Here is a 23638-nt window from a genome sequence, read left to right on the forward strand (position 1 = left end):
ACATTGTCGCCTGGAATTTGTTTCAGCGGTTACCGAGAGGGGGTCATACCCGTTCCCTTTCCGAACACGGAAGTCAAGCCCCTCATCGCCGATGGTACCTGGCCCACGGGCCCGGGAGAGTAGGTCGCCGCTGGATTCACGCCCCCCGGAAGGTAAACCTCCCGGGGGGCTTTTTTTATATACCGCTCCACTCCGTTTCGCTCTCGCCGCCACGGCAAGTCGATACTTGCCGCTTGCGGCTCACGCCCCCCTGAGCAAACGCTCGAGGGGTCCTTCTTTTTTCACCTCTGTAGGTCGTGTTACTGTTTCCTTATGTCCACATGTGTCCACGCCTATGTAAATTTCTGCGATCCTCTTTCATTTAAAATGGATATTTTGGGAGCGTCTTATTGCGGTTTTCTCAACGATTTGTCTTATAGATTCCCTTTTTTTGATCTTTATTGGAATAAAGAATTTACTTTATAGACTGGAGTTGTTTGCGATTAAAGGAGTTGTGTTTGATGAAGCACAAGTTGTTCTGTCTTGTATGGTTGGTTTGGGTTGCGGTTGCGCAGGCAACGCTTACGTTGCATATTCAGTCGCCGTGGCGTAACGATGCTTCTAAGGATGGTTATTTCCTGCATATTCTAGGTGGGGCGGGTGGAGGTTATAACCCCTCTTTTGGCGCGGGTTCCTCTACAATTACGACTGACGAAGGTGATGGCTGGTACAGCTACACTTGGAATAAGAATGTGTCCGATTTTCAGGACTGGGAATCCTTTACAGTAAGCATCTATCCGAATACCGCCGACAACAACTACAACAACAATAATGGTGAACAGTGGAAGGCTGGCGGTGAATTCAAGATGGGCACGCTGTTTGGCACCGACGTAGAGGTGTGGCTTTACACGGATCCTTCTGACAAGAGTTACACCAAGTCTTTCGTAGCTCCGGGTTCCAAGATGGTGTGGTTCAAAAGTCCGTGGGGGAACCACGCTCTGCCGCAGATGATTTTCGGGACCGATTCCGTGATGATGCGTTTTGCCTACGATGACAAGTCGAGCTGTGGATGGTTCTATGGGGCGGTAAGCCCGGCGATGGTCAAGCGCAATCCGCTACAGTCCGTGCACTTTATCCGTTTGAATACGCCGTATATGGCATACCCTGCTGCGGGCGTGGTGGAACTCTCCGATGCATTTGCGACTCAGGACACGGTCTTTGTCGATGGAACGGCGAATGCCCCAGAAGCAGCCCTGAAGATGGGCGCGCTTGGCGAGTGCTTTGATTCGACACGCGTGCTGCATGTCTATCATCCCTGGCGGACCAATTCCACTTTCAAGGACAGCGCCGTCTACATTACCATTGGAAACAACATCATCAACAATCCCGTGGCGATGGAGAAGGATACATATCCCTACTGGTACCATTACGATTTTGAACCTGCTACGGTCAATTCGGCGAACTGGAGTTCTTCGATGGCTCAGTTCAACATTTACCGCCGCCAGAACGAGTGGCCGCAGGTGACCTACTTCAAGGACGCGAACCGCCCGCTCGCTTCGGTACTGTTCCCGACGGGTGTCTACGAGACATGGATTTTTACCAACAGCGGCGGAACGCTCGACATTTCGTTTAGTCCGCTGGAACCGAAGACGGTCCGCCTGATGAGCCCATGGGATAATATGAGCCCGACGATGATGGTCGCCGAAGATACGGTGCGGCTGGGTCCGATTGCGGCAAGCCCCTACGATTCTACGCAGAGCGACACTTGCGGCTGGTATCAGGGGACCTACTACAAGCATACGGAACATTGGGATGTGCAGTTTAGGCAGTCCTTTGGAACGGAATTCTATAGCCTAGAAGGCCTGATGGGCGAGGACAAAGGCTTTGGCACTCCGATTTCGCTGGACTCGATGATGGCTCTTTACGACACGGTGTGGGTGTATCCGTACCCGCTTTCGAGCAGCGCTCCGAAGTTCAGCGAAATGTTTCCGGGGCGTCTTGGCATTTGCCCGACGATGAAAATTTCGGCGATGATTCTCGACTGGGCTGGCGAATCCTATGATGACTCGATTGACATTGATTTTGGCGGCATTTATGGTGGTAATGCCTACACGACCGTGGTGCATGGTGGTGAGGAGTACAAGACCTGCGGTGGTCATGTGCTTGGAATGGTGGAGGAATCGCTGAGTAGCCTTGGTCTCCCGCTGCGCGTGGATTCGACGCTTTTCCCTTGGGACCAGTGTTCTGCGGGTCGTGAAATCGACAGGTGGTTTATTCCGGAAACGCTCGCGGTGCAGAATGGGCGTGCCTACACGAATGCGACTTGCCGCGATATCGACCTGAAGCTCGATGCCGAAGGCTTTTGGCTTGCCGATGTGACGGAATCGCCGAATGGCTGCAACGACCCGGTGAATCCGGGCTTCTACCCGATTGACGATTTTGAGTATCTTGATTCGGCAAAGACAATTAGGAATCCGAAATTCGACTGGGACATTCAGGGCTGCAAGCACAACTACAGTTTCTCGATGAAGATCAACGCGCAGTTCAAGTACATCAAGGGACAGTACTTCGAGTTCCGTGGTGACGACGATGTGTGGGTGTTCATCAACAACCGCCTGGTTGTAGACATTGGCGGCTGCCACAGCCCGGTGGAAGGAGCTGTCGACTTGGATACGCTCGGCCTTGTCGAAGGCAAGGAGTATCCGTTCCTGATTTTCTTCTCGGAACGAAACGCCACGGGTTCCAACTTCAAGATGCGCACTTCGATCAACTTGCAGACACAGAAAACCTATTTCCCCGTCGAGAAGTCGAATGCGAAGGGAATCATTGAATACGAACTGTTGCAGTTGCTGATTGACGAGTCGTTGAGCTGCGACGTGTCTGCTGTGACGAAAATCGATACGACCTATGCGCAGTCGGTGTTTCAGCTGGTTGGCGGAGCTCTCCCTGCCGACGGAGTGCTCTTGCAGCCGGGGCTCAACTATGGAGGAATTTTCATCAGCGAGAACATGGCGTCATTTTCCATTGACACGTCTGCATTCGTGAACTCCCGCCAACTTGCTCCAGGCAAGTACGTGCTGATCTGCTACCTCGCATCGGACCAGAGCCAGTACCAGATGATTCCCTTTACCGTTCCCGAGTACCCGCTGCCGGACATTGGCTTTGTGGATGTATTCCATGTGACGGATTCGCTCTTGTTCGACCCGAAGGGCTACACGCTGCGTGGCGATGTCCTTGGCAGCGATGGCGGCAAGAACGATACGCTCCTTGCACATGTGACCTACCCGGATACGGTTCCGATAAAAATCGTTCTGTTGTTTGGCTCGACGCCGTGCGGTGACATGGTGGCGGGTGCGGATGTGAACTGTGTGGCAAACCTGAACTTGAAGACGACTTATCCGCTGAGCTTCTTGGACAAGAACAATCAGCGTGTCACGACAATTTCGACTGATTCAACAGGCTATGCGTCGTTCTACGTGGTGGGGGATTCCGCGATGGTCGATGCCTACTTTGTGGTGGAAGGCGATGCCGTTGCAAATCGGCTTCAGTGGTCTGACATTCACTTCAAGGAACCCCCGGTGCCGTTTGCGATGAAGTCGTCCATGTTCGATGTGAATGGCGATGGCATTCCTGATAGCTTGTCGATTCCCTTCAACAAGCCGTTCGACAAGGTGGTGCCCGATACGGTCTCGTGGTCGTTTGGCGGCACGGAATTCCATACGACGGCTGGTCAGGAAAATATCTGGCCTCTCGTGGAGGACAATTCGGTCATCACGATGTTCAACGAAGAGGGGCTTCGCGCGGACGTGTTTACTGGGGAGACGGATAATGTCTATTCGGGATCGCTCCTTTACCACTACACTTATACCGACGAGGATTCAGGCGAAGAGGTGAAGCTTTCGATGAATACCACAGTCGAAGACAAGGTTGCTCCCATTGTCCTTGGTGCAACGATTGAACCGCTGTCGAATGATGTGAGCGTCGTGACGATCAACTTGAGCGAAGCGGCAGACAAGAGCGTCGACGGAAAGGGGGCATTTGTATTCTACCGCGACACGGCGAACTTCATGGATTCGCTTCTGGTGGCAAGCTACGATGTGAGTGCCAAGGGAAATGTCTACAAGCTGTACTTCCAGCGCTCTGCCCAGACGACACTCCCCGAGGTGGGCGACTATGTGCGGCTTTTGCCGGGCGAACTCAAGGACTTGGCGGGAAATGCAGCGCATGTGAACAATCCTAGGGTCCGCATCGTGGGTGATCAGCGAACCGAAATCAAGACACCTGGTGTCGTGACCATCCGTGGCGAGGACGAGTGGCCGTATGCCGATGCGATCGTGCCGATATCGGTGCCGACCAATATGTCGATTCAGGACATCATTGACAGCCTGCACAAGCCGGGCATGCTCGTGAGCTTCAACCTGGGTGAGCTTGCAACATCGGTGCTGATGGATTTGCCAAGTGGTGCCGACAAGGATTCCGCGCTTGCCCTTATCCGAATCAAGTGGGAAGGCTACTACTACTCTCACCTGGGCAGCTTTGTGAACAAGGCGGAAGGAAGCGTTGCCTGCAACGACAAGACCGTTTTCTACAACTCGTCGGATCCGTCAAAGTCTAATTGCTACGACAACCCCGGCAACATTTTCTTTGAATGGAACGCACGCAGCGAAAAGGGCCGCCTGGTCGGTACGGGGGCCTACATTTCGAAGATGAAGGTGAAGGTGCTGAACGGAAGCGAAAAGGCCGGTGCAAGCGACAACACTTGCACCATAGGAATTCGCCGCGGAAACTAGGCGTGGGCCGCGTAAAGCTCGAGTGTTTCTCGGAGCTTAGATGCCACGCCGTTGATGGTGTTGAAGATTTCGCTGAGTTCGCCCTGGATCTTGTCAAAGTTTTCAAGGTTCACGAACAGGTCGTTGCGGTATGCCTTGTTGGCCTGGTAGAGATCGCGAAGCGAACGAAGAATTTTTCCTTGCTGCTCCATCTGTGCCTGGGCTTCCTTCTTGCAGGCTTCCAGTTCGGCCTGTTTCTTCTTTGCGACTTCGGGATCGTTCTCGCGGAGAATGTAGGTCGGAAGCGTTGCGAAGTCTTCGAACTTTCCGGGGGAGTTGTTGTTCTGCCTAGAAAGATTGTTGCGTAGGCCGATACCCTTGACTGCGGAATCGATGGAAATCGTGCAGCTGGATGTGCCGTGGAAATTGCAGCGCACGTGCTTTTCTACTTGACGCAGTTCGTTGAAGGGGTTGAAGTCTTGGTCCGTTTCGATGTAGTGCAGCGGAACATACAGCGGAGTCTGTTCGCCGGCTACGGTGATGCGGTAGCTCAGGCAGGGCTGTCCGTTGAATTCCTTGGTTTCGTACAAGTTGTTGGAACTGTTGAAGAGTCCCTTTACCTTGTGACAAAGGGTTTCTGCGTCGTAGGGTTTTTCGAGTGTCTCGGCAAGGTCCTTGAGCATGACGGCCTTGACGATTTTGTCAAAGTTCTCGATGATGGCGTTGTTCGAGGTGGAACGTCCCCAGATGGGGGTTCCTAGGAACAGGGCGTCGGAGAATGTCGTCTGGCTTCGTCCGTTGAAAAAAGCAATGGTGCGTGCGATGTTTGCAAGCGAGAGCCATTTGCTGATGGGGACGTAGATGGCGTTTTCTATGCAGAGCTCAGAGAGTTTTCCGATGATTGCCATGGTATCGGCAGAGAGCGTCACCTTCTTGATCTCTTCGAGCCACTGCGTCTTTTCTTCTTCAGAAATAGTCAGTTCCTCGGGTACCTGGAAGTATTCGCTTTTTTCACGGTTCTGCAACAGCGAGCATAGTGCATCCGAAGAAAGGTTTTCGGGCATGTAGATGGTGAGCGTGATGTCGTCGGCGATTTCGGCACGCCCCATGGCGTTCTCGGGGCGGATGTCGCTAGAAAGGATCAGGGTTGTGTTGGTGCGGTCTTGCAGAGCGTTCCGGACATTGTCCTTGGTGACATCGTCAATGGGGTTGAAGTTCGGGAACAAAATGACATCGTAGCTGTCGATGTTGGGCAGCTGCTGCGTGCGGTTGTTCATCTGCAAAAGACGAACCTTCTTGAATGCGGAAAGAAGTCGGCGTATCAGGAAGTTCTTTCCCGAACCCGTGCGACCATAAAGATAAAAGGTCTCGTTGTTGACTGTAGCGAGAAATGCCAGCTGAAGGCGGTCCTGCCTTTCGGGAAATCCATGGCAAAGGGCCTGCATCAAATTCTGGATTCGTGTGGAAAGAGTCATGTTCTAGTCCTTCTTTTTCCGAAATATAAAAACTAGGCGGACACTAGATGCCGATAGAATTCAATTTTTGTAGGGCGGATGGTGAAACAAGGGTCTTTTGCGATGCCACATAGACCCGCGTATTTCGCTGCACAAAACCGTGAGGGAGCCGTGCAGCGTCCTTTTCGCTGATGATGATTGCGGAATCGGGATCTTTTTGAAGTGCGAACTCCAGTTTTTCCTCAAAATTTTTGCAATGGTCTCGGAATGCGCTTAGCCGTGCGACCTGGATGCCGTATTCCTGGACGTCGAGCATGAATCTTTCCGGAGCTCCGATGCCGCAAAAGACGGTTGCCTTTTGGGTATTGGGAAAATCCCCGGCAACAGGTGATGATACTTTGTCCAAAACGAAGCGGATGTCCGGCGATTCGCCGCTGCAATGGAGCGTGATGGCTGCCTGCGGACCGTTTTCATGGTCCTTGGCGAGACTCCGCATCTTGCCAAACGGCCAAAGGTCGGAAATCTTGCGGGGTGTGTTTTCCCATTCCAGGATGATGGTGGTCGCGTTCACTAGGCGGCTGTCTTCGAAGCCATCGTCGCAGAGTATGATGTCGAACTTGCTCGCCTTGTCGAGTTCATGGGCGGCCTGGTAGCGGTTCCTGGTCGCAAAGACTTCAACAAGGGCGTTCGTGGAGAATTTTTCCCGCAGCATCGCAATTTCGTCGAGGGCGTATTCGTGGCAGAGGAGCGCCACGCGTTTTCCTTGGGATGCAAGCTGGTTGCAAAGCCAGATGCAGAAGGGAGTCTTTCCGGCACCACCGGTACGGAAACTCCCTACGACGACGAGCCTGGAATTTTCAAGCGGCTTTCCCGGTCTAAGACAGAGTCTGTGGTGCAACCTGAAGGCGCAGCGGTAGAGTATCGCGGCTATGAAAAGGGCGGGACGAAACATGTTTTGCAGAAAGGAAAATGCCCGCGGCGCATTCCGATCTGGTTGCGGGGCGGGCAAGACAATTTTAGAGGCAGTGGCGTTTCTGCTGCAGGAAAAGGTCTGCGAGTACAAGTGCTGCCATGCTTTCGACAATTACCGGGGCGCGAACCGCAACGCACGGGTCGTGGCGACCGCGGGCGGCGAGTGTCCCGTTTTCTCCGCCGCGACCTGCCGTTTTCTGTTCCTGCGAAATGGTCGCGGTGGGCTTGAATGCCATGCGGCAGTAGATGGGCTCGCCGTTGCTGATGCCGCCGAGGGATCCGCCCGCGTTGTTGGTGCGGGTGTGGTAGGCGTGGCCATCGAAGTAGAGTTCGTCGTTGTGGCGGCTCCCGTTCATGCGAGCCGAGGCAAAGCCGCTTCCGATTTCGAAACCCTTGCAGGCGGGAATGCTGAGCATGGCCTGGGCGAGCAGGGCGTCCAGGCGGTCAAATACCGGTTCGCCAAGTGCTATCGGCGGATTCTTGACCAAGAGGCATACGGTGCCGCCAACGCTGTCGCCGTTTGCGCGGGCGTCGAGTACGGCGGCTTCCATCTTGGCGCTGGCGTCGAGGTCGGGGCAGCGCACGGGCGAGGCTTCGATCTGCTCGAGAGTCAGCTTGTTGAGATCTAGGGGGCCGCAGTCAACTTCGCCAATGGAGTTCACCCAGGCGATAATTTCGGTGCCGTTCACCTGCTTCAAAAGTTTCTTGGCGACTGCACCCGCCGCTACGCGGCCGATGGTTTCGCGGGCGGAGCTGCGTCCACCGCCACGGTAGTCCCTGAACCCGTACTTCAGGTCGTAGCACAGGTCTGCATGTCCCGGTCGGTACCATTTGGCGATTTCGGCGTAGTCGTTGCTGCGCTGGTCTTCGTTGAAGACGGCGAATGAGATTGGCGTTCCGGTCGTTTTTCCTTCAAAAACGCCAGAAAGGATCCTCACCCGGTCCTTTTCGTCGCGGGCGGTGGTCATCTTGCCTTGACCCGGACGGCGGCGGTTGAGCTCCGCCTGGATGTCATCTTCGGAGATTTCGAGACCTGCGGGGCAGCCGTCAAGGACAGAACCTACGGCCGGACCGTGGGATTCTCCCCAGGTCGTTACGCTGAAAATTTTACCAAAAGTGCTTGCCATGTCTCAAAATATAGATAATCGGCGCTTTTTCTAAGAAAATACCTGATAAGGACTTACCAACTAAAAGAAGTTTACTATCTTTTACAATGGATCTAGGAGTATCCTGTGAAACACATTGGATTTATTATAACGATTTTGACTTTGCTGCTTTCTCTGGAAGCTGCTGCCCAGCGTTATAATGACTTTGCGGGAATTCCCTTTGGAGCGTCCCGCGAGACGGTCATTGAAGAAGTGATGAAGCTGGGGTATGAGCCTTACGGTCAGAGCGGCGAAGGCGAACGTGTTGTCATTCCCGTGTTCATGTTCGGCGAACTGCCTGTGCAGGTCGATTTCATTTTCAACAAGAACGACAAGTTCTATTCCTTTGAAATTCGCACGGGTCGTGTGGAACGCGCCCGCCTGAACAAGTCGTTCGAAGCGGTTGCCTACATGTCGGAACAGTTTACGCTGAAGTACGGCAAGCCGTCTGGAAATCCCGCCATTGACGAATCTTCGACCCTTAAGGAAAGTCTGCTGAACCTTTACCAGCAGTGGTTCTCCCAGAAGGTCCTGAACATCTATACGGCCCTGGTGCAAAAAGATGGCCGCTACTTCGCGGTCGGGTCGGTGACGCACCGCAAGCTCGCTACCGAAAAGGGTTCGAACTCTAGCCGCGCCAAGGACAAGATCCCTTCGGGCAAGCCCGTTTTCTAGTCTGGAAGACTCCTGTTTATGTAATTCGTCAAAAAGAAAACCGGCTTGCAGGCCGGTTTCTGTGTATATGCAGTAAGTTTCCTTGGCTATGCCTTTAATTTGTCCAAAGCCTCGTTCGGGCCGATCACGAACAGCACGTCGTTTTCCTTGAGGACGTAGTCGGCGATGTTACCGATCTTGGGGGTCGGTTCCAGCGGGTCGCGGATGGCGATGACCTGGATGCCGTACTTGTGGGTAAGGGACAGGTCCTTGAGGGTCTTGCCGAGGAAGGCTTCGGGACATGCGATTTCCACGATGGAGAAGCCTTCCATGAACGGCAGGTAGTCGAGCATGTTCGGGCGGTTGAGCCTTTCGGCCAGGGAAATTGCCATGTCGCGTTCGGGGTGGAAAATGTCTGCCACGCCGAGCTTTTCAAGGATAATCGTGTGTGCCGGGCTACTGGATTTTGCAATAATGTGCTTGACGCCCAGCTCCTTCAGGTTCAGCACGGTCAAAAGCGAAGCCTGCAGGTCTTCGCCGATACAGCAGATGACGCTGTCCACCTTGGAAAGCGGTAGCGACTGCAGCTGCTTTTTGCGGGTGCCGTCGGCGACGACCGCCTGTGCTACCTGATTCGAGATATCCTGAATCTTTTCGGGGCTCGGGTCCACGACCATCACGTCGTGTCCGAGTGCGGTCAGGTGGCGGGCCAGAAAGTAGCCCGTATTGCCTAGTCCTATCACTACAAATTGTTTAGAAGCCATGAGTTAAAGATAGTTATTGGTCGCCCCATTTATTGGCGCCGACCGATTCGGAACTCCCTACAATGCATCTAATGGAACTGCCTTGCTCCTTGTAAAAGGCTTCTTTTTTCCAGTCGCCGAACTTGTACTTAAAGAAATAGGCATAGCTGGCATAGTCCTCTTTCTCATCGGCAGTCCAGTAGGCGCCTGTCATAGCGTAATCGTAAAAGTCGCCATTGTAGAAACGGTAGCCGCTAAAAGAAAGGGTTTCGGCAAATTGGTCAGAATAAAGAGCCTTTTCCCATTCGGCTACAGTAGGGAGTCTGGTGCCGGGCGGACACACGCGCTGAGCATGGTGCCAGGTGTAAAGGCGTCCGTCTTTTTTGCAGTGGGGTTTCTTGTTGTAACAAGCGCTTTGCTTGTCTTCGTAGTTCAGGTTTTCGGCTAGCCAGGTCTGTCCGCCGACGGTAATCGTCTTGTAGACCTGGTTGTCGCGGGGATCGGTGAATGAGTCGGGGGCTGCAGCCTGCGAGTTACCGGTGTTGTCAGGATTTTCCTGCACGGGCGAGGTGTCCCAGGGGGAACGTTCCCAGACCGATGTCGCGTGAACCATGACTATGGAAAAAAGCAATCCGGCAAATGCTGCTTTCATTTAAAATCCTAACCCTTTTTCTGTTTTAACCCACCATGATGTCTTCTTCGGCGTACCACATTCCCTGTTCCTGTTTCTTGGCGACGGCGGAAATCAGGAAGAGAGGGCCCATGCGGCCAATGAACATGACCGTGCAGATGACGATGCGGCCCGGAATGGAAAGCTCGGGGGTGAGCCCCATGGAAAGTCCGCAGGTGCTGTAGGCCGAGACGACTTCGAAGAATACCTTGAGGAACGAAACCTGCTCAATAGAGTTGCCGGCGGCCTCGGTTTCGAGCAACACGAGCGTTGCAACGACCACGACGACGATGGCGACCACGAAGATTCGCACGGCCTTATCGACCGTGGTTTCGGGAATGGTTCGACCAAGAATCTGGGTCTTGTTGCGGCCCAAAAGGCGGTTGAAACCCAGCAGGAAAATCACGGCAGTGGTGGTGGTCTTGATACCGCCACCGCAGCTACCGGGGTTCGCACCGATGAGCATGATAATCACAAAGAAGAACAGCGAGCCCACGCTCAGCGCCGAGGTGTCGATGTTATTGAGGCCCGCGGTGCGGCTGGTGAATGCCATAAAGGCGCTGGATTCCAGCTTTTCTCCGAAATTCAGGCCAGCAAAAGTATTGCTCCATTCGCTGAACATGAAGAAGGTGATACTCACGAGAACGATAATCAGGGTAAAGCCCGTGGCAATGTGGGTGTGCAGCGACACCTTGCGGATAGCGCGCTTCTTGAAGTCGAATACGTAGCGCATTTCGGTAATCGCGAGGAAGCCGAAACCGCCCGCCAGCGCAAGCACGCAGGTCGTGATGTTCATGAGCGGGTTCAGCTGGAATCGTACCAGAGAATCGGGGAACAAGGTGAAGCCCACGTTACAGAAGGAGCTGACCGCCTGGAACAGACTGCAGAAAAGGCGGTCGTAGAGTTCCATATCGGAAAACTGCGTAAAGTACACCACGGCGCCAATAGCTTCAAGCCCGAAGGTAAAGGGGAGCACAGCCTTTAGGATACGACCCGCATCGACGTTGCCTTCCTGCGTGTAGTTCGCAAGGAGGGCCGACTGGTGGTTGAATCCCGGGTGCATACCGGCAAGGAGGATTATCACGGTAGAAATCGTCATGATTCCAAGACCGCCCGCCTGCATTAAAACCACTAGTACCCAGTTGCCGAAGGTGGTAAAACTGGCGCTGATATCGATGGTGGAAAGACCCGTGACGCAAACGGCAGACATAGCCGTGAAGAAGGCGTCAAGAACGCCTACCGGTTCACGCTGAGCAAACGGGAGCGACAACAGGAGTGCTCCCAAAGAAACCAGCGCGAGGTAGCCGGACACGATCATCAAAATCGGGTTGCCCGACTTTTTCTTGACCTCGGCCTTCTTTTCCACGAAGTCAAACGCTTCGTACCTAGAACGTAACATGCGGACAAAGATAGTAATTAGTAGACGGTAGGAAGTAGACAGTGGTTAGTGGTTGGTGGTTAGAGGTATTTATCATCCTGTTTACTGACCACTGCATACTAACCACTTTTTCTACATTTGGCCGCGTATGAAGAACTTGCGTGCCATTTTGATGCCGATTGCGATTTTGCTCGGAATTTTGCTCCCGCAGGCGCACGTGCTTTCGCCCCTGATGCCTTTCTTAATCGGTACCATGATGTTTTTGACGTTTGTGACGAAAATTCCGCCACAGACGCATGGTTACACGTTTAAAATTGAAATCCGCGCCCTGGTGGTGAGCCTGATTCTGGTCGCCGCTATCGCGGGCATCGTAAAGCTTTTCGACCTTCCGCGCGAGGTCCTTTTGGGTGGCGCCATCATTGCACTTTGCCCGCCTGCAAACGCGGCCCCTGCCATGGCCAAGATGCTCGGCGGTTCGGCCTCGCTTGCGCTCAAGATTTTCTTGAGCGGAAACTTGATCGCGTGTTTTTCGATTCCGCTGGTATTCGGTTACCTGACCGACACCGATGCGGGTCTCTTCGAAATTGCGATGAAGATTTTCAATACGATTCAGCCCATCATCAGCATTCCGCTTGCGTTTGCGCTTGGCCTGCGGGCATTCTACCCGGAACTTGCCGACCGTGCTGCCAAATACCAGAAGTATACCATGTTCGTGTGGACCTTCTCGGTGTTCGTAATCTTGGCGAAGGCAAGTTACGACATTCGCGAAATGGGATTCACTGATTTGTGGAATAGCGGAAAGCTCCCCATGATGGCGGGCATCTCACTCATTCTCTGCATTCTTCTTTACGCTCTCGGCTGGTATGTGGAAAGGAACCGCCGCCCCATCGAAAGTGCGCAGAGCATGGGCCAGAAGAACACCACGCTCGTCATTTGGATAGCTACTTTGTACGCAGGCCCTGTGGTGGCACTCGCCCCTACCTGCTACGTGGTGTGGCAGAATCTGGTGCTCAGTTATCTGAGCGCAAGGATCAAGCCGAAAACATAAATACCCTGCGAAGGCATGTCTTTAAGAAAAAAAAACGTGGAAGATTCCTGCGTTTTTTTATTTTTTAATAAAAAAGAAGGAGAATATATGAGGAGTGTCAAGGGATTCTCAATATTTGTTGCCGCATTAGCTTTTGCAACTGCCGTTTTTGCCGCCAACGGTACCATGAAGGGCGACGGTTCTGCCGAAAAGCCTTTCCAGATTGAGGACTACGAAGACCTGAAGGCCATCGGTAAAGGGGCTTACCTCTATTCTTCGAACTATATCTTGACAAAGGATATCGACGCTTCGGCCTCCAAAAATGAAATGTGCAACGAGGACGGCTGTAACGGCTTTATCACTATCGGCAAGAAGAAGGATGCCGCCGACAGCGTGGCGTTTTGGGGAACTATCGACGGCCAAAACCATACGATTAGTAGTTTGACAATCTGGCTCCCTTGCGAACAGGATGTTGGCTTTATCTACGCACTTGTCGGTTCTGTCAAGAACTTGAATTTTGACCATCTCCATGTGACGGGGAGGGTGAGTGAATCCAACCATGTGGGTGGCGTTGTCGCAAGGCTTGTCGGTACGATTGAAAATGTACATGTGACGAACGGTTTTGTTCAAGGGAAGAAGCGTGTCGGTGGAATCGCTGGATGTGCGATGAGGGCTATCGGGTATTCCGATATGAAACCTGCCTTGAAGGATGTTTCGTTCCAAGGAGAAATCAAGGGTGCGGAACGGGTTGGCGGAATTGTGGGTGAAACAGACGAGGCGACAATCGATAGCGCCGTTGCCGATGTGAATATCATTGCTATGGACGGGCGTGTCGGCGGTATTGTCGGGTTCAATGACGGGCGTATTGCTAACAGCCGTTCCAAGGGAACGATTGTCCCGGGAGAATCCGATGTGAATAATGTCGGTGGCATCGCCGGAGAATCCGAAGGTGATGTTCAAATGTGCGTGTCTACAATGGACTTGGTACGTTACGGCTATGAATTCGATGAAGATGTTGGCGGCATAGTTGGCGATAACGATAAGGGAACGGTATCCCATTCGTATGCCATCGGAAAGGTAGAAGGAGAACGCTATGTGGGTGGCGTTGTCGGGAGCGGTGGCTTTGTACAGAGTTCGTTCGCCATGGGCGAGGTGCGCGGAAGCTACAAGGTCGGTGGCGTTGCAGGTGCCGACGCTTCCATTTTCAATTCCTATGCGGCAAACAAGGTCTTGGGCGATTCGCTTGTAGGCGGGCTTATTGGATATTCGCCCGATACAATTTTTAGCTCCTACTGGAATACCGAAATTTCGGGACTCGATACGAGTGCAGGCGGCACAGGGCTTTCTACCGCGAAGATGGTGAAACTCTCGTCGTTTGCGGGCTGGGACACCTTGGGCTATGACGAGTATGTCGTTGACGGTACGGATACATGCGAATACTTTATATATGCGGGAGCCTGCTATTCGCTGACGGGAAACTTTATTCGTGACTGGAACATAGACGAAGGCAAGACTTTCCCGTACTTGGCGAACAACCCCTATTCGAAAAAGTCGTTTATCCCGATTGCGACTCCGACTGTGGCGGCAAAGTGGCAAGAGCAGCCGCCTGTTGCCTCGCTTACCGAGGTCGATGGCGAACTGGTCGGCAAGTGGCTTGGCTGGGTGAATCTGGGCGATAGATATGATACCGTTAGTGGCGATTATACAAGTTTTATATTAAGGAGAGATACGCTCTATTATGGTTATAGAATCGGCGTGGTAAACGAAGGCGATACCGTCTGGGGTACGTCGAGCTACGTGGCTATCCCGAACAGGATTGAAATATCGACATACGGGCAGCTCCAGAAGATCGGTCACGATATTGCGTACCCGCTTATCGCGAATTACGAACTGACTGCCGATATCAATGCTGCGGGCCAGAAGTTCATGCCTGTCGGCGACAGTGTGCATGTGTTCTATGGAAAGTTTGACGGAAAGAATCACACCATCAAGAATTTGGTAATAGACGAACCGAATCGCGACTTTACGGGCATGTTCGGGTATGCCGAGAGTGCTACGATTGAGAACCTGACGCTCGAAAACGCGAAGGTGGTCGGTTCCTGGGTAGTGGGCGCCCTGATCGGTGAAGCATGCGATGTCGCTGTGCGGCATGTCGTTTCCTTGAACGGCAATGTTGTTGGCGAACACTCTGTGGGAGGCCTGGTGGGTTCCGTTATTGCCGGTAGCCTGGAATTTGTCGGGACGACCGGAAAGGTCAAGGGTACGGAGAATGTCGGTGGTATTATTGGCGATATGGATGGTCGGTTTGCCATGACCGACGCCTTCTCTGTTAATGTCATCAAGGGCTTTGAAGATGTCGGTGGTGTTATCGGCTACAATTATAATTACAGCTTTAGTGAAACGAAACCGGTTGTCTATCGCGTTTACTCGGCAAGCGTGATCAAGGCTCCGGAAGACGATGTTGAAGGAATCCTCGGGCACGGAAGTAGCCGAACGGCAGATGACAGTACATGTTTCTTTGACAGCACTGTTGCAGTGATTGCCTATGGTGGCAAGACGACCGCGGAGATGCTGCAGCAGGCGACTTATTATAGCTACGATTTTGAGTCGGTCTGGGAAATCCAGGAAGGCGTTTCTTATCCGTACTTCAAGGGAATGGACCCGATATTGCCGGGCATGCTCGAAGACGACGGTACGGTAAATGTGCTCGCCGGCGCCGGTACCGAAATAGTTCCCTACAGGATTTACGATTACGATGACCTCAAGTATATCGGCAAGTACGAATACGGGCTTGATAAGCATTACAAGCTGATGGGCAATATCGATGCCGCAAAATCGTTCAGGGAGAACTGCAATGCCGACAGTACCGTGTGCAAGGGCTTCGAACCGATTGGAGAATTCAGCGGCGTGTTCGACGGCAACAACAAGGTTATTGCGGGCCTGACAATCGACCGCCCCGACGAGGATTCCGTGGGCCTATTCCGTGCGCTGGCAAGTGGCGCCAGGGTATCGGGAATAGTATTTGATACGGCTTCGTATTTTGGTGAAAGTTATTCGTACAGCTCTGGCGCAATCAAGGGGGCTATCCGCGGCAAGAACTATGTCGGTTCCGTTGCCGGTGTCGATAACGGCGCGGAGATTGAAAGGATTTTTGTGAAGAGCGGCGTCCAGGGCGTGGACTATGTGGGCGGCATTGTCGGTAAAAAGACGGACGGTTCCATTTCGTTGAGCGCATCGAGGGATACCGTTTCCGGTAAGGATTATGTCGGTGGCCTTGTGGGCGGCATGGTGAGTTTGAGATCTCCCAACAGCGTTGCGGATTGCTACTCGTTGGCGACGGTCCTGGGCGAACAGAATGTCGGTGGCTTGATTGGTTACTCGAATTCTGCCTTCGTGACGAATTCCTTTGGCGCGGGCAATGTCGCAGGGACGTCATTTGGCGGAATTGTTGGCAAAGACATCAAGTCGCTTTACTCGTCGGTGTATTACGACAGTACGCTTTGGCTTGTCACCACGACGGCGGGGGGAGAACTTCGCAATACGCGCCAGATGCTCAAGCAGGAAGCCTACCAGGGCTGGGATTTCGACAACACCTGGAAGATGGTTGCCGATACCACCTACCCCTACCTGACCTGGATTACAAAGAGCTATTATATCGGTAACAGGATAGAGCAGAAGTTTAAACCCGATCAGTACAGGGATTCGACAATGATGCACCTGGCGGGTTCCGGTACCGAAAGCGACCCGTTCATTATCAGGACCTATAGCGACCTGAAATCGATTGGCTTCGGCAAGTACAAGCTTTCGGCGGTTTACCGGCTGGGCAACGATATCGACGCTTCTGCCTCCAAAAACGAAAGGCTTGACTACTACTCGACCGGATTCAAGTCTATTGGCAGTGTCCGCCGCTACATTACCGGAATCGACATCCAGGATACTTCCAGGGTGTTTACGGGTAAAATTCATGGCGCCGGGCATTCCATTATGGGGCTGTACATCAACGCATCGCAGTATTCGTCTTATGAAGCCTGTTTTATTGATTCGATTGGCGAGGGTGGCGTTGTTGATAGTTTGTCCTTGATTGATTTTGAAGTTCATGGACAACACGCTGCAGGCGTTGCGATGGTGAATAATGGAACTGTCAAGGCTGTGTCCGTTATCGGGACGGTCGAAGTGTCTGATGATGGCGCGGGTCTTGTAAAAATCAACAACGGCACTATCGAAAACGCGTCGTTTACGGGAATGGTCTATTCGGAGAACAAGAAAAAATACTATGACGTCATATTGGCGGGATTTGTCAATGAAAATAGCGGCATTATAAGGGGTGCTAAGGGCAACCTGACTGTCAAGGGCGAAATACACAGCGGCGCAGGCGTTGCATACGAAAATACGGGAACGATCGAAGGCGCGAGGATAAATGCAGACCTGCATCTTAGCGCAGACTATGTAGGAGGTATCGCGGCTAAGAACAGCGGCAAAGTAATGGCGTGCACGGTCTCTGTGAGCATTGGGGGCACGAGTTCCTATGTAGGCGGCATTGCTGGCTTTAACAGCGGAATCGTGTCGGCCTGTTCTGCAACGGTGGGCATCGAGATGACGGGTTCCTATGTGGGAGGCCTTATCGGGAAAGACGAAGGAATTGTAGAAGAATTCGATGTGTCGGGAACGGTAAAAGGCCTTGACTATGTCGGCGGATTTATTGGCGAAGCCGATGGCAAAAAGGACTTTGCCTCGCTCCATACAGCGATGGATGTAACCGGCAGACGTTATGTGGGCGGACTTTTCGGCATGACTAATAGGAATATTTCCAAGTCATATGCGACCGGGAATGTCAAGGGAACTGGCGAGAGCATAGATGCTTACAGTGGGGCTGCTGTCGGTGGGCTTGTCGGCTTGACTAGCGCAGATGTAGACAGCAGCTATTCGACAGCCTCTGTCGAATATGGCGCCGGGCTGATCGGCGTGAACAGGGGCACAATCACCAATAGCAATGCATCGGGAAAGATTGTTAACGGTGCGGGGCTGGTCGGTGACAATAGTGGCGTAATCCGCGATTGCTACACAACAGTCCACATTGAAGACGGGGAGGGATTTGTCCGTATGAACAGCACCAATGCGGTTATAGAGAATTGCCACTCGTCTGTTGTTATAGAATCGAAAACAGAAGGAGCGGGATTTGTCAATTACAATACGGGCACTATAAGCAAATGCTATGCGACGGGTTCACTAAAGTCTTCTTCTGGTTGGTATGTCGCCGGGTTTGCGGTAAGCAACGGTGGCACCATTACGGACAGTTACACTACGATTGATATTGAAAATGGGGATGCGGGCTTTGTAAATAACAACGAACTTTCCGGTGTGATTGAACGTTGCTATGCGACGGGCTCCATTCGCGTTTCCAGGGATGGCGCCGGCGGATTCGTCTTCAGGAACGACGGTACCATTAGGCGGAGTTTTGCTACAGGCGATATATTCGAGGAGACTGAAAATGAAAATATCGATTGGGCAGGAAAGCTCAACAACATCAGCCTGTTCTATGTCGGTGGTTTCGCTTCGGTCAACAACACGCATGGAATCATCGAGATGTGCTTTGCTACGGGCGATATCAAGGGCCGCTTTAACCATGCAGGCGCATTTGCTGGGAACAACAAGGGTGCTATAAACAATTCCTATTCTACGGGTAATTTGAAGCGCCGCGTCAAATACCTTGGAGATTCGTCTGCAACGGCTTCGAATATGCTGGAGATAGGCTCCTTTGTCGGGTATAACGAAGGCAAGGTGGATTATGACTATGCCACGGGATATTTTGAGGAGTATGACGGATCTCGCCATTGCTCGACTCGAAAAAGCGATGGTGGCGGGGTTGCCTTCTACTACAATAGCGATTCCTGCGCCGTCACGGAATCCGCGTGGGTGGGTAACGATGTGAGCAGTGCGGACTTGCGCAAAAAGGCTACCTTCAAGGGTTTCGACTTCGATTCCGTCTGGTACATCGAGGATGGCAAGAGCTTCCCGTTGCTTCGCGGGATGCCCAATGTCCCGTATGTGGGTGCGGAAACCCTGAAATACGGCAAGGGCGAAATTACCGCGGAACGTATCCTCGGAACCTTGCGCGAGAGGGCTGTCGTGGCGGATACTTCTTATGCCCTGGTAATCATGCCCGATTCTGCAGGCAAGGCTCTGCTCGATTCGCTTGAGAAGCAGGGCAAGAAGGCCGGTGGCGAATTCGTTTTCGATTACCGCGTCGGCGTTGCAGTCACGGGCGATACCCTCTGGAGCAAGTACGCAAAGGCGTCCCTCTCCTTGGAAGAAACGATAGGTGTCGTCGCGCCGCAGGTCGTGGACACGCGCTTCAATGCGGTGTTGAACGGCGACCATGTCGCGCTCCGGTTCGGGCTTGCATCTGCCGGTGCCGCAAAGTTCAGCCTGTTCGACATGCAGGGCCGCGTGGTACGTTCGTTTAATCTCGGGCGCCGTGCTGCCGGGAGCTACTTCGAGACTCTCGCGGTCGAAAGTCTTGCCCGTGGCCGCTACGTGGGCGTGCTGCAGGTTGACGGCAGGGTGGCGGAGAAGGCTCTGTTTCTCAAGAGGTAATGTATGACCCCTTCGGAACTTGTCAAACGCCTTTTGGCCGAACAGGATTTAAAGTACCGCGACTTTCATGCGTCGCTGTTGCCGAATATCGACAAGAAAGCAATCATCGGCGTGCGCGTGCCCACCATGCGGAAGATTGCGAAGGAATTTGTGGATTCTGCAAAGGGCTCCGCAAGGACAACTCGTTCGGCGGCTGGTTCTGTGACGGATTCAACGGCTGCAAAAACCGTGCCGGCCGATGTCGCCAAGTTTTTGGACAAGCTACCGCACAAGTACTTCGAAGAAAACCAGGTACACCTCTTCGTGGTAGAACGCATCAAGGACTTTGACGAATGCCTGCATCGCATCGAACAGTTCTTGCCCTACATTGACAACTGGGCCGTATGCGACGGTAAGTCACCAAAGGCTCTGCTTAAGGACGAGGCGCGCTTTCTAGCGAACATCGAAAAATGGCTCAAGTCGTGCGAACCTTACACGGCGCGCTTCGGCGTGAACATGCTCATGACGTTCTTTTTGGATGCGCGATTCGACAAGAAGTTTTTGAAGTGGGTCGCGGCGATCGATGAATCTCTGTTTAATGACGACGGTCGCGCGGAATGCCCCACCGACCGCTACTACGTGCAAATGGTTATTGCCTGGTACATGGCAACCGCCCTCGCCAAGCAGTGGGATGCGGCGTTCCCCTACATCAAGGGCCGCAAACTTTCGCCCTGGATTCACGCAAAAACCATCCAGAAGGCGTGCGAAAGCTTCCGCATCACCGACGAACAGAAAAAGATTCTGCGTGGGTTGAAGTAGAAGCTATTTGTCGCTCATAATCGCGACGAGGTCCGTGTTGCTCAGGTTCGTCTTTTCGTTCAGGGCGGCGGCAATCGCGGTAAGCATTTTCTGGCAGGCCATCATCAGGTTGTACACCTGTTCAACGACATTCACTTCGGAAAGCTGGTAATAGTAGCAGGAAGCCTGAAAACTCTGGTAGTCCGGATCGCTTCGGTAAAGTTCCATCGGGAGTTCCTTCATGACAGTGTCCAGGTCGCAGGCGAAATTCTTGCGGAACAGGAAATCCGCCATGTGTCCAGCAATAGCGATGTGCGCAGATCCTTCGAGCGAGTTCCCGAGCATGTGAGTGACGCTCGGCTTTTCCTTGGAATTGTTGATTTTGACGTAATCGACGGGGCGCTTGAACAGGATGGCGATTAGCGCGTGGCCCGCTTCATGGCGGCAAAGTTTTTCATATTCCTGTTCACCGAAAAATTCTATTAAGGATTCGCGAGTTAAAATTTGTTCAGACATATTTCAATCTCTATATAAAAAATACAAATTTTGGATGACGGTGGCACGAGAAAAGAGTATATTAAAAATAAAGATTTGAGGTGTATATGGGAACAAGATTCTTATGCATATTCGCGCTCGCGTTCGCGGCGCTGCAATCCTTCGGCGCCGTTTATTACGTGGCCACCGACGGAAGCGACAACGCGGCGGGTACAAAAGACAAGCCCTTCGCCACGCTCAACAAGGCGAATACCGTGGTGCATGCGGGTGATACCGTGTGGGTTCGCGGCGGCATCTACGACCTGCGCGATACGGTCTTTTTCGCGCGGTACAAGATGACTGCGGCAATCGTCCTCACGGCAAGCGGCGAGAGCGACGACAACCGCATCCATTACCTGGCCTATCCAGGTGAGCGTCCGATTTTTGATGGCGCGAACCTCCCCGTAGCTGCTGGCATGGACCATAGCGACGGCACTCCCGAGGGAGCGATGTATACCTCGCCGATTGTGATTTCGGCGAAGTACCTGCACTTGAAGGGTTTTGATGTCCGCAACACGCCTATGAAACACAACTCGAATTCCGGCGTGTTTCTTTACGCGAGCAAGCACATTTTCTTGGAGCAGATTGACAGCCACCATAATGCGGGTCCAGGATTCTTCGCGAACGACGGCGCGCCGGATGGCGGCGGACACATCTTCTTGAACTGCGATGCCCACGACAACTACGACCCATTGGGCTGGCAGGGCGACGGCGAAAACGCCGACGGCTTCGGCGCGCATTATCAGAAACCCGGCGAGGGCGATACCACGAAGTTCATCGGATGCCGCTCCTGGTGGAACAGCGACGACGGTTTCGACTTCATCAACCAGGAATTCCCCGTGGTGCTGGAGAACTGCTACGCCATGGGGAACGGCTACAGCGACTACGGACTTGGCAACCCGAAGAACGGCAACGGGCACGGTATCAAAATGGGCGAAAGCACCCTCGGCGGCGGGCGGCATACCATCAAGTTCTGCGCCGCCTGGAAAAACAAGGCGACGGGCTTTTACGCGAATTACACCGGCGTGGGCAGCAAGTGGCTCAACAACACGTCGTACATGAACAAGGACCGCGAATTTGCCATGGCATCGACGCTCTTCGATTCCGAAGGGAACCGCATTGCCGAGGTGGCGCCCCTCACCGGCGACAACGCGCACGTGCTCAAGAACAACATCGCCTTCCCGAACAAGAATTCGCAAGTCGGGGAGTGCTGGGAGTATATACCGAGCCAGAACATCGACCGTTATGTGGAATGCCCCGCCGGTGAGAACAACACATGGAATCTGAAACTTGACCTGACGGTCGACGATTTTGAAAGTCTTGACGACCCGAGCATGACCGTCACGGGCAAGGATCTCTCGACGATTCCGGGAATCTTGGGACCGCGCAACGCCGACGGAAGTTTGCCCGACGTGGGCTTCTTGAAACTTAAGAAAGGAAGCCGCGCCATCGACAAGGGCGAAGATCTCGGATTCCTGTTTGCAGGTGCAGCCCCCGACCTCGGCGCGTTTGAATACGGGCTCTCAAGCAGCTCCGCAACCTCATCTAGTTCTGCCATGGGTTCTTCTTCTGGAACAGCCCGCATCATGCCGCAAAAAAGCTTTGATAGCGAGACGCCTGTACGCCCCAATCATTTGAATGGTTACCGCGACCTCAAGGGCCGCCACTACGACAAGCCGATCCGCTATCGCGTAATCTTCTAGGGCTTTTTGTCAACTAGCTAGAGAAGCGTCAGGAGCCATTCTTCTATGAAATGGCTTTCGAGTTCGTGGGCGTATTCGTTCGGGTGCCAGTTGTGCTCGTGCACCCATTGCTGTTTAAGAATTTCCTTTTTCTCTTCGTCGGGAGTCGGGTTCCTGGAACTGGAGCGCAACATCGTAATTCCATTCACGCCGCCATCCAGGTCAAGGTAGGGCAGGCCCCACTTGATTGCAACCTGTTCGGTCGCTTCGGGATAATCCTCGGTATCGCAACCATTCGAAATGATGATGCCGATCTTTGCCTTCGGGTAGTTCTTCGTCAGGTAATCGAGTGCCACGTTGAATGCGCCGTAGAAGGTAGTCGGGTCCATGTCGTCGATGTTTCCGATGGAAATTCTGTTGTGCGAATCGTTGATTCCGTAGTAGATTGTAATGATGTCTGCGTCCGAAAAGTCAGTCCGGTACATGATTCCGTTTTCCGGCTTGGTGAAGCCGTAGGTATCGTAATAGCAGATGGTGGTTCCGCCGGCGGAAATGTTCCGAACGTCGCAGCCGGTACGGTTGCCGATCAGGTAGGAGTATACGGGAGGTTTTCCGGCGTATGGTCCTTCTTGAATGGTGGGCTTGGGATTGAGTCCTTCGAAATCGCCTGCGCTAAAGCTGTCGCCCACAACATACCAGACGACGCCATTCAGACTCTTGCTACTGCTGCTTTCTACAGGTGTTTCGCTGGAGCTGGTTTCAACTGATTCGTCGGAACTGCTGGATTCAACAAGCGCACTTGAACTGCTCGATTCTTCTCCCATAGATAAGTTGCCCCACTCGGGACCTTCTACCGCCAAAACGCCTTCGGTCCATTCGCCTCTGTAGCAGGTGTAGAATTTGCCCTTGCCGTCAGTCCATTGGCGAGTCTCGTACATGCCTAAATCCTCGCACGGACCGAGAAGCTCTTCCAGCGTTTTTTCAGTGTCTTCGCTGCTCGACGAGATTTCTTGCGGATTGTCGCTAATGATGCTGCTTGATGACAGAAATGCTTCAGAAGAGGATAGCTCACCCGTATTCTCGGTGGAAGCGATCGAATTTTCGCTGGACGAGTCACTGCCACACGAAGCCAAGCAGAAAAGGCCTATGAGCAAGGCTATGATAAAGTTGTATCTCGTATAATTCATTTTTCCCCTTGCAAGTTTGCTCTGAATGAGACTTTCTGTATATAAATGCATTTTTTGTGGGACGCTGTCAAGT

At 52.9% G+C, this 23638-nt stretch carries 14 protein-coding genes and 1 rRNA gene; 7 read left to right on the plus strand and 8 right to left on the minus strand.

The window, feature by feature from the left end:
- The first annotated feature begins 21 nt into the window (after positions 1–21).
- Together rrf and ACKI61_RS07545 are read left to right on the plus strand one after the other, a co-directional pair.
- Positions 22–136 (plus strand): 5S ribosomal RNA (gene rrf / locus ACKI61_RS07540).
- Positions 137–500: 364 nt separating this feature from the next.
- A complete protein-coding gene (locus tag ACKI61_RS07545) occupies positions 501–4769 on the plus strand; it encodes a fibro-slime domain-containing protein (RefSeq protein WP_407457133.1) in 4269 nt (1422 codons plus the stop codon).
- Here the strand turns inward: ACKI61_RS07545 and ACKI61_RS07550 are convergent.
- From ACKI61_RS07550 to aroC, 3 genes are all read right to left on the minus strand, one after another.
- A complete protein-coding gene (locus ACKI61_RS07550) occupies positions 4766–6223 on the minus strand; it encodes a hypothetical protein (RefSeq protein WP_407457134.1) in 1458 nt (485 codons plus the stop codon). The two genes, ACKI61_RS07545 and ACKI61_RS07550, sit on opposite strands and share 4 nt — an antisense overlap.
- A 43-nt stretch (positions 6224–6266) precedes the next feature.
- Complete coding sequence (locus tag ACKI61_RS07555) at positions 6267–7154, minus strand: tetraacyldisaccharide 4'-kinase (protein WP_407457135.1); 888 nt, start codon at positions 7152–7154, stop codon at positions 6267–6269.
- Between the two features lie 64 nt (positions 7155–7218).
- Complete coding sequence (aroC, locus tag ACKI61_RS07560) at positions 7219–8301, minus strand: chorismate synthase (protein WP_407457136.1); 1083 nt, start codon at positions 8299–8301, stop codon at positions 7219–7221.
- A gap of 105 nt (positions 8302–8406) precedes the next feature.
- Here aroC and ACKI61_RS07565 point away from each other — a divergent pair, with 105 nt between their 5' ends.
- Positions 8407–8994, plus strand: a complete 588-nt coding sequence (locus ACKI61_RS07565; protein WP_407457137.1) for a hypothetical protein — start codon at positions 8407–8409, stop codon at positions 8992–8994.
- 86 nt (positions 8995–9080) lie between these two features.
- On the opposite strand, the gene ACKI61_RS07570 is transcribed toward ACKI61_RS07565, so the two are convergent.
- From ACKI61_RS07570 to ACKI61_RS07580, 3 genes are read right to left on the minus strand one after another with little or no spacing between them, the layout of a single operon-like run.
- Positions 9081–9737 carry a TrkA family potassium uptake protein gene (locus tag ACKI61_RS07570; protein ID WP_173566618.1) on the minus strand — a complete coding sequence of 219 codons (657 nt, stop codon included), beginning with the start codon at positions 9735–9737 and terminating at the stop codon, positions 9081–9083.
- A gap of 13 nt (positions 9738–9750) precedes the next feature.
- Complete coding sequence (locus ACKI61_RS07575; RefSeq protein WP_407457138.1) at positions 9751–10368, minus strand: FISUMP domain-containing protein; 618 nt, start codon at positions 10366–10368, stop codon at positions 9751–9753.
- Positions 10369–10393: 25 nt separating this feature from the next.
- The gene (locus ACKI61_RS07580; protein WP_407457139.1) at positions 10394–11785 is read right to left on the minus strand and encodes a TrkH family potassium uptake protein; all 1392 of its coding nucleotides are present in this window, start codon (positions 11783–11785) and stop codon (positions 10394–10396) included.
- A 127-nt stretch (positions 11786–11912) separates the two neighbouring features.
- On the opposite strand from ACKI61_RS07580, the gene ACKI61_RS07585 reads away from it, so the two are divergent.
- From ACKI61_RS07585 to ACKI61_RS07595, 3 genes are all read left to right on the plus strand, one after another.
- Positions 11913–12812 (plus strand): hypothetical protein, encoded by a 900-nt coding sequence (locus ACKI61_RS07585; RefSeq protein ID WP_407457140.1) that lies wholly within the window; start codon positions 11913–11915, stop codon positions 12810–12812.
- A gap of 87 nt (positions 12813–12899) precedes the next feature.
- Positions 12900–19385: a hypothetical protein gene (locus ACKI61_RS07590; protein WP_407457141.1), complete on the plus strand. Its 6486-nt coding sequence runs from the start codon at positions 12900–12902 to the stop codon at positions 19383–19385.
- Between the two features lie 3 nt (positions 19386–19388).
- Positions 19389–20183, plus strand: a complete 795-nt coding sequence (locus ACKI61_RS07595; protein WP_407457142.1) for a DNA alkylation repair protein — start codon at positions 19389–19391, stop codon at positions 20181–20183.
- 3 nt (positions 20184–20186) lie between these two features.
- Here ACKI61_RS07595 and ACKI61_RS07600 read toward each other — a convergent pair whose 3' ends face one another.
- On the minus strand, positions 20187–20678 hold the full coding sequence (locus ACKI61_RS07600; RefSeq protein ID WP_407457143.1) for a hypothetical protein: 492 nt from the start codon (positions 20676–20678) through the stop codon (positions 20187–20189).
- An 86-nt stretch (positions 20679–20764) separates the two neighbouring features.
- Here ACKI61_RS07600 and ACKI61_RS07605 point away from each other — a divergent pair, with 86 nt between their 5' ends.
- Positions 20765–22399, plus strand: coding sequence for a right-handed parallel beta-helix repeat-containing protein (locus ACKI61_RS07605; RefSeq protein WP_407457144.1), 1635 nt, complete (start codon positions 20765–20767; stop codon positions 22397–22399).
- A 17-nt stretch (positions 22400–22416) separates the two neighbouring features.
- Here the strand turns inward: ACKI61_RS07605 and ACKI61_RS07610 are convergent, their stop codons facing one another.
- On the minus strand, positions 22417–23565 hold the full coding sequence (locus tag ACKI61_RS07610; protein WP_407457145.1) for an SGNH/GDSL hydrolase family protein: 1149 nt from the start codon (positions 23563–23565) through the stop codon (positions 22417–22419).
- Between the last annotated feature and the right edge of the window lie 73 nt (positions 23566–23638).

This window comes from Fibrobacter sp. (genome assembly GCF_045601785.1).
Lineage (GTDB): Bacteria > Fibrobacterota > Fibrobacteria > Fibrobacterales > Fibrobacteraceae > Fibrobacter.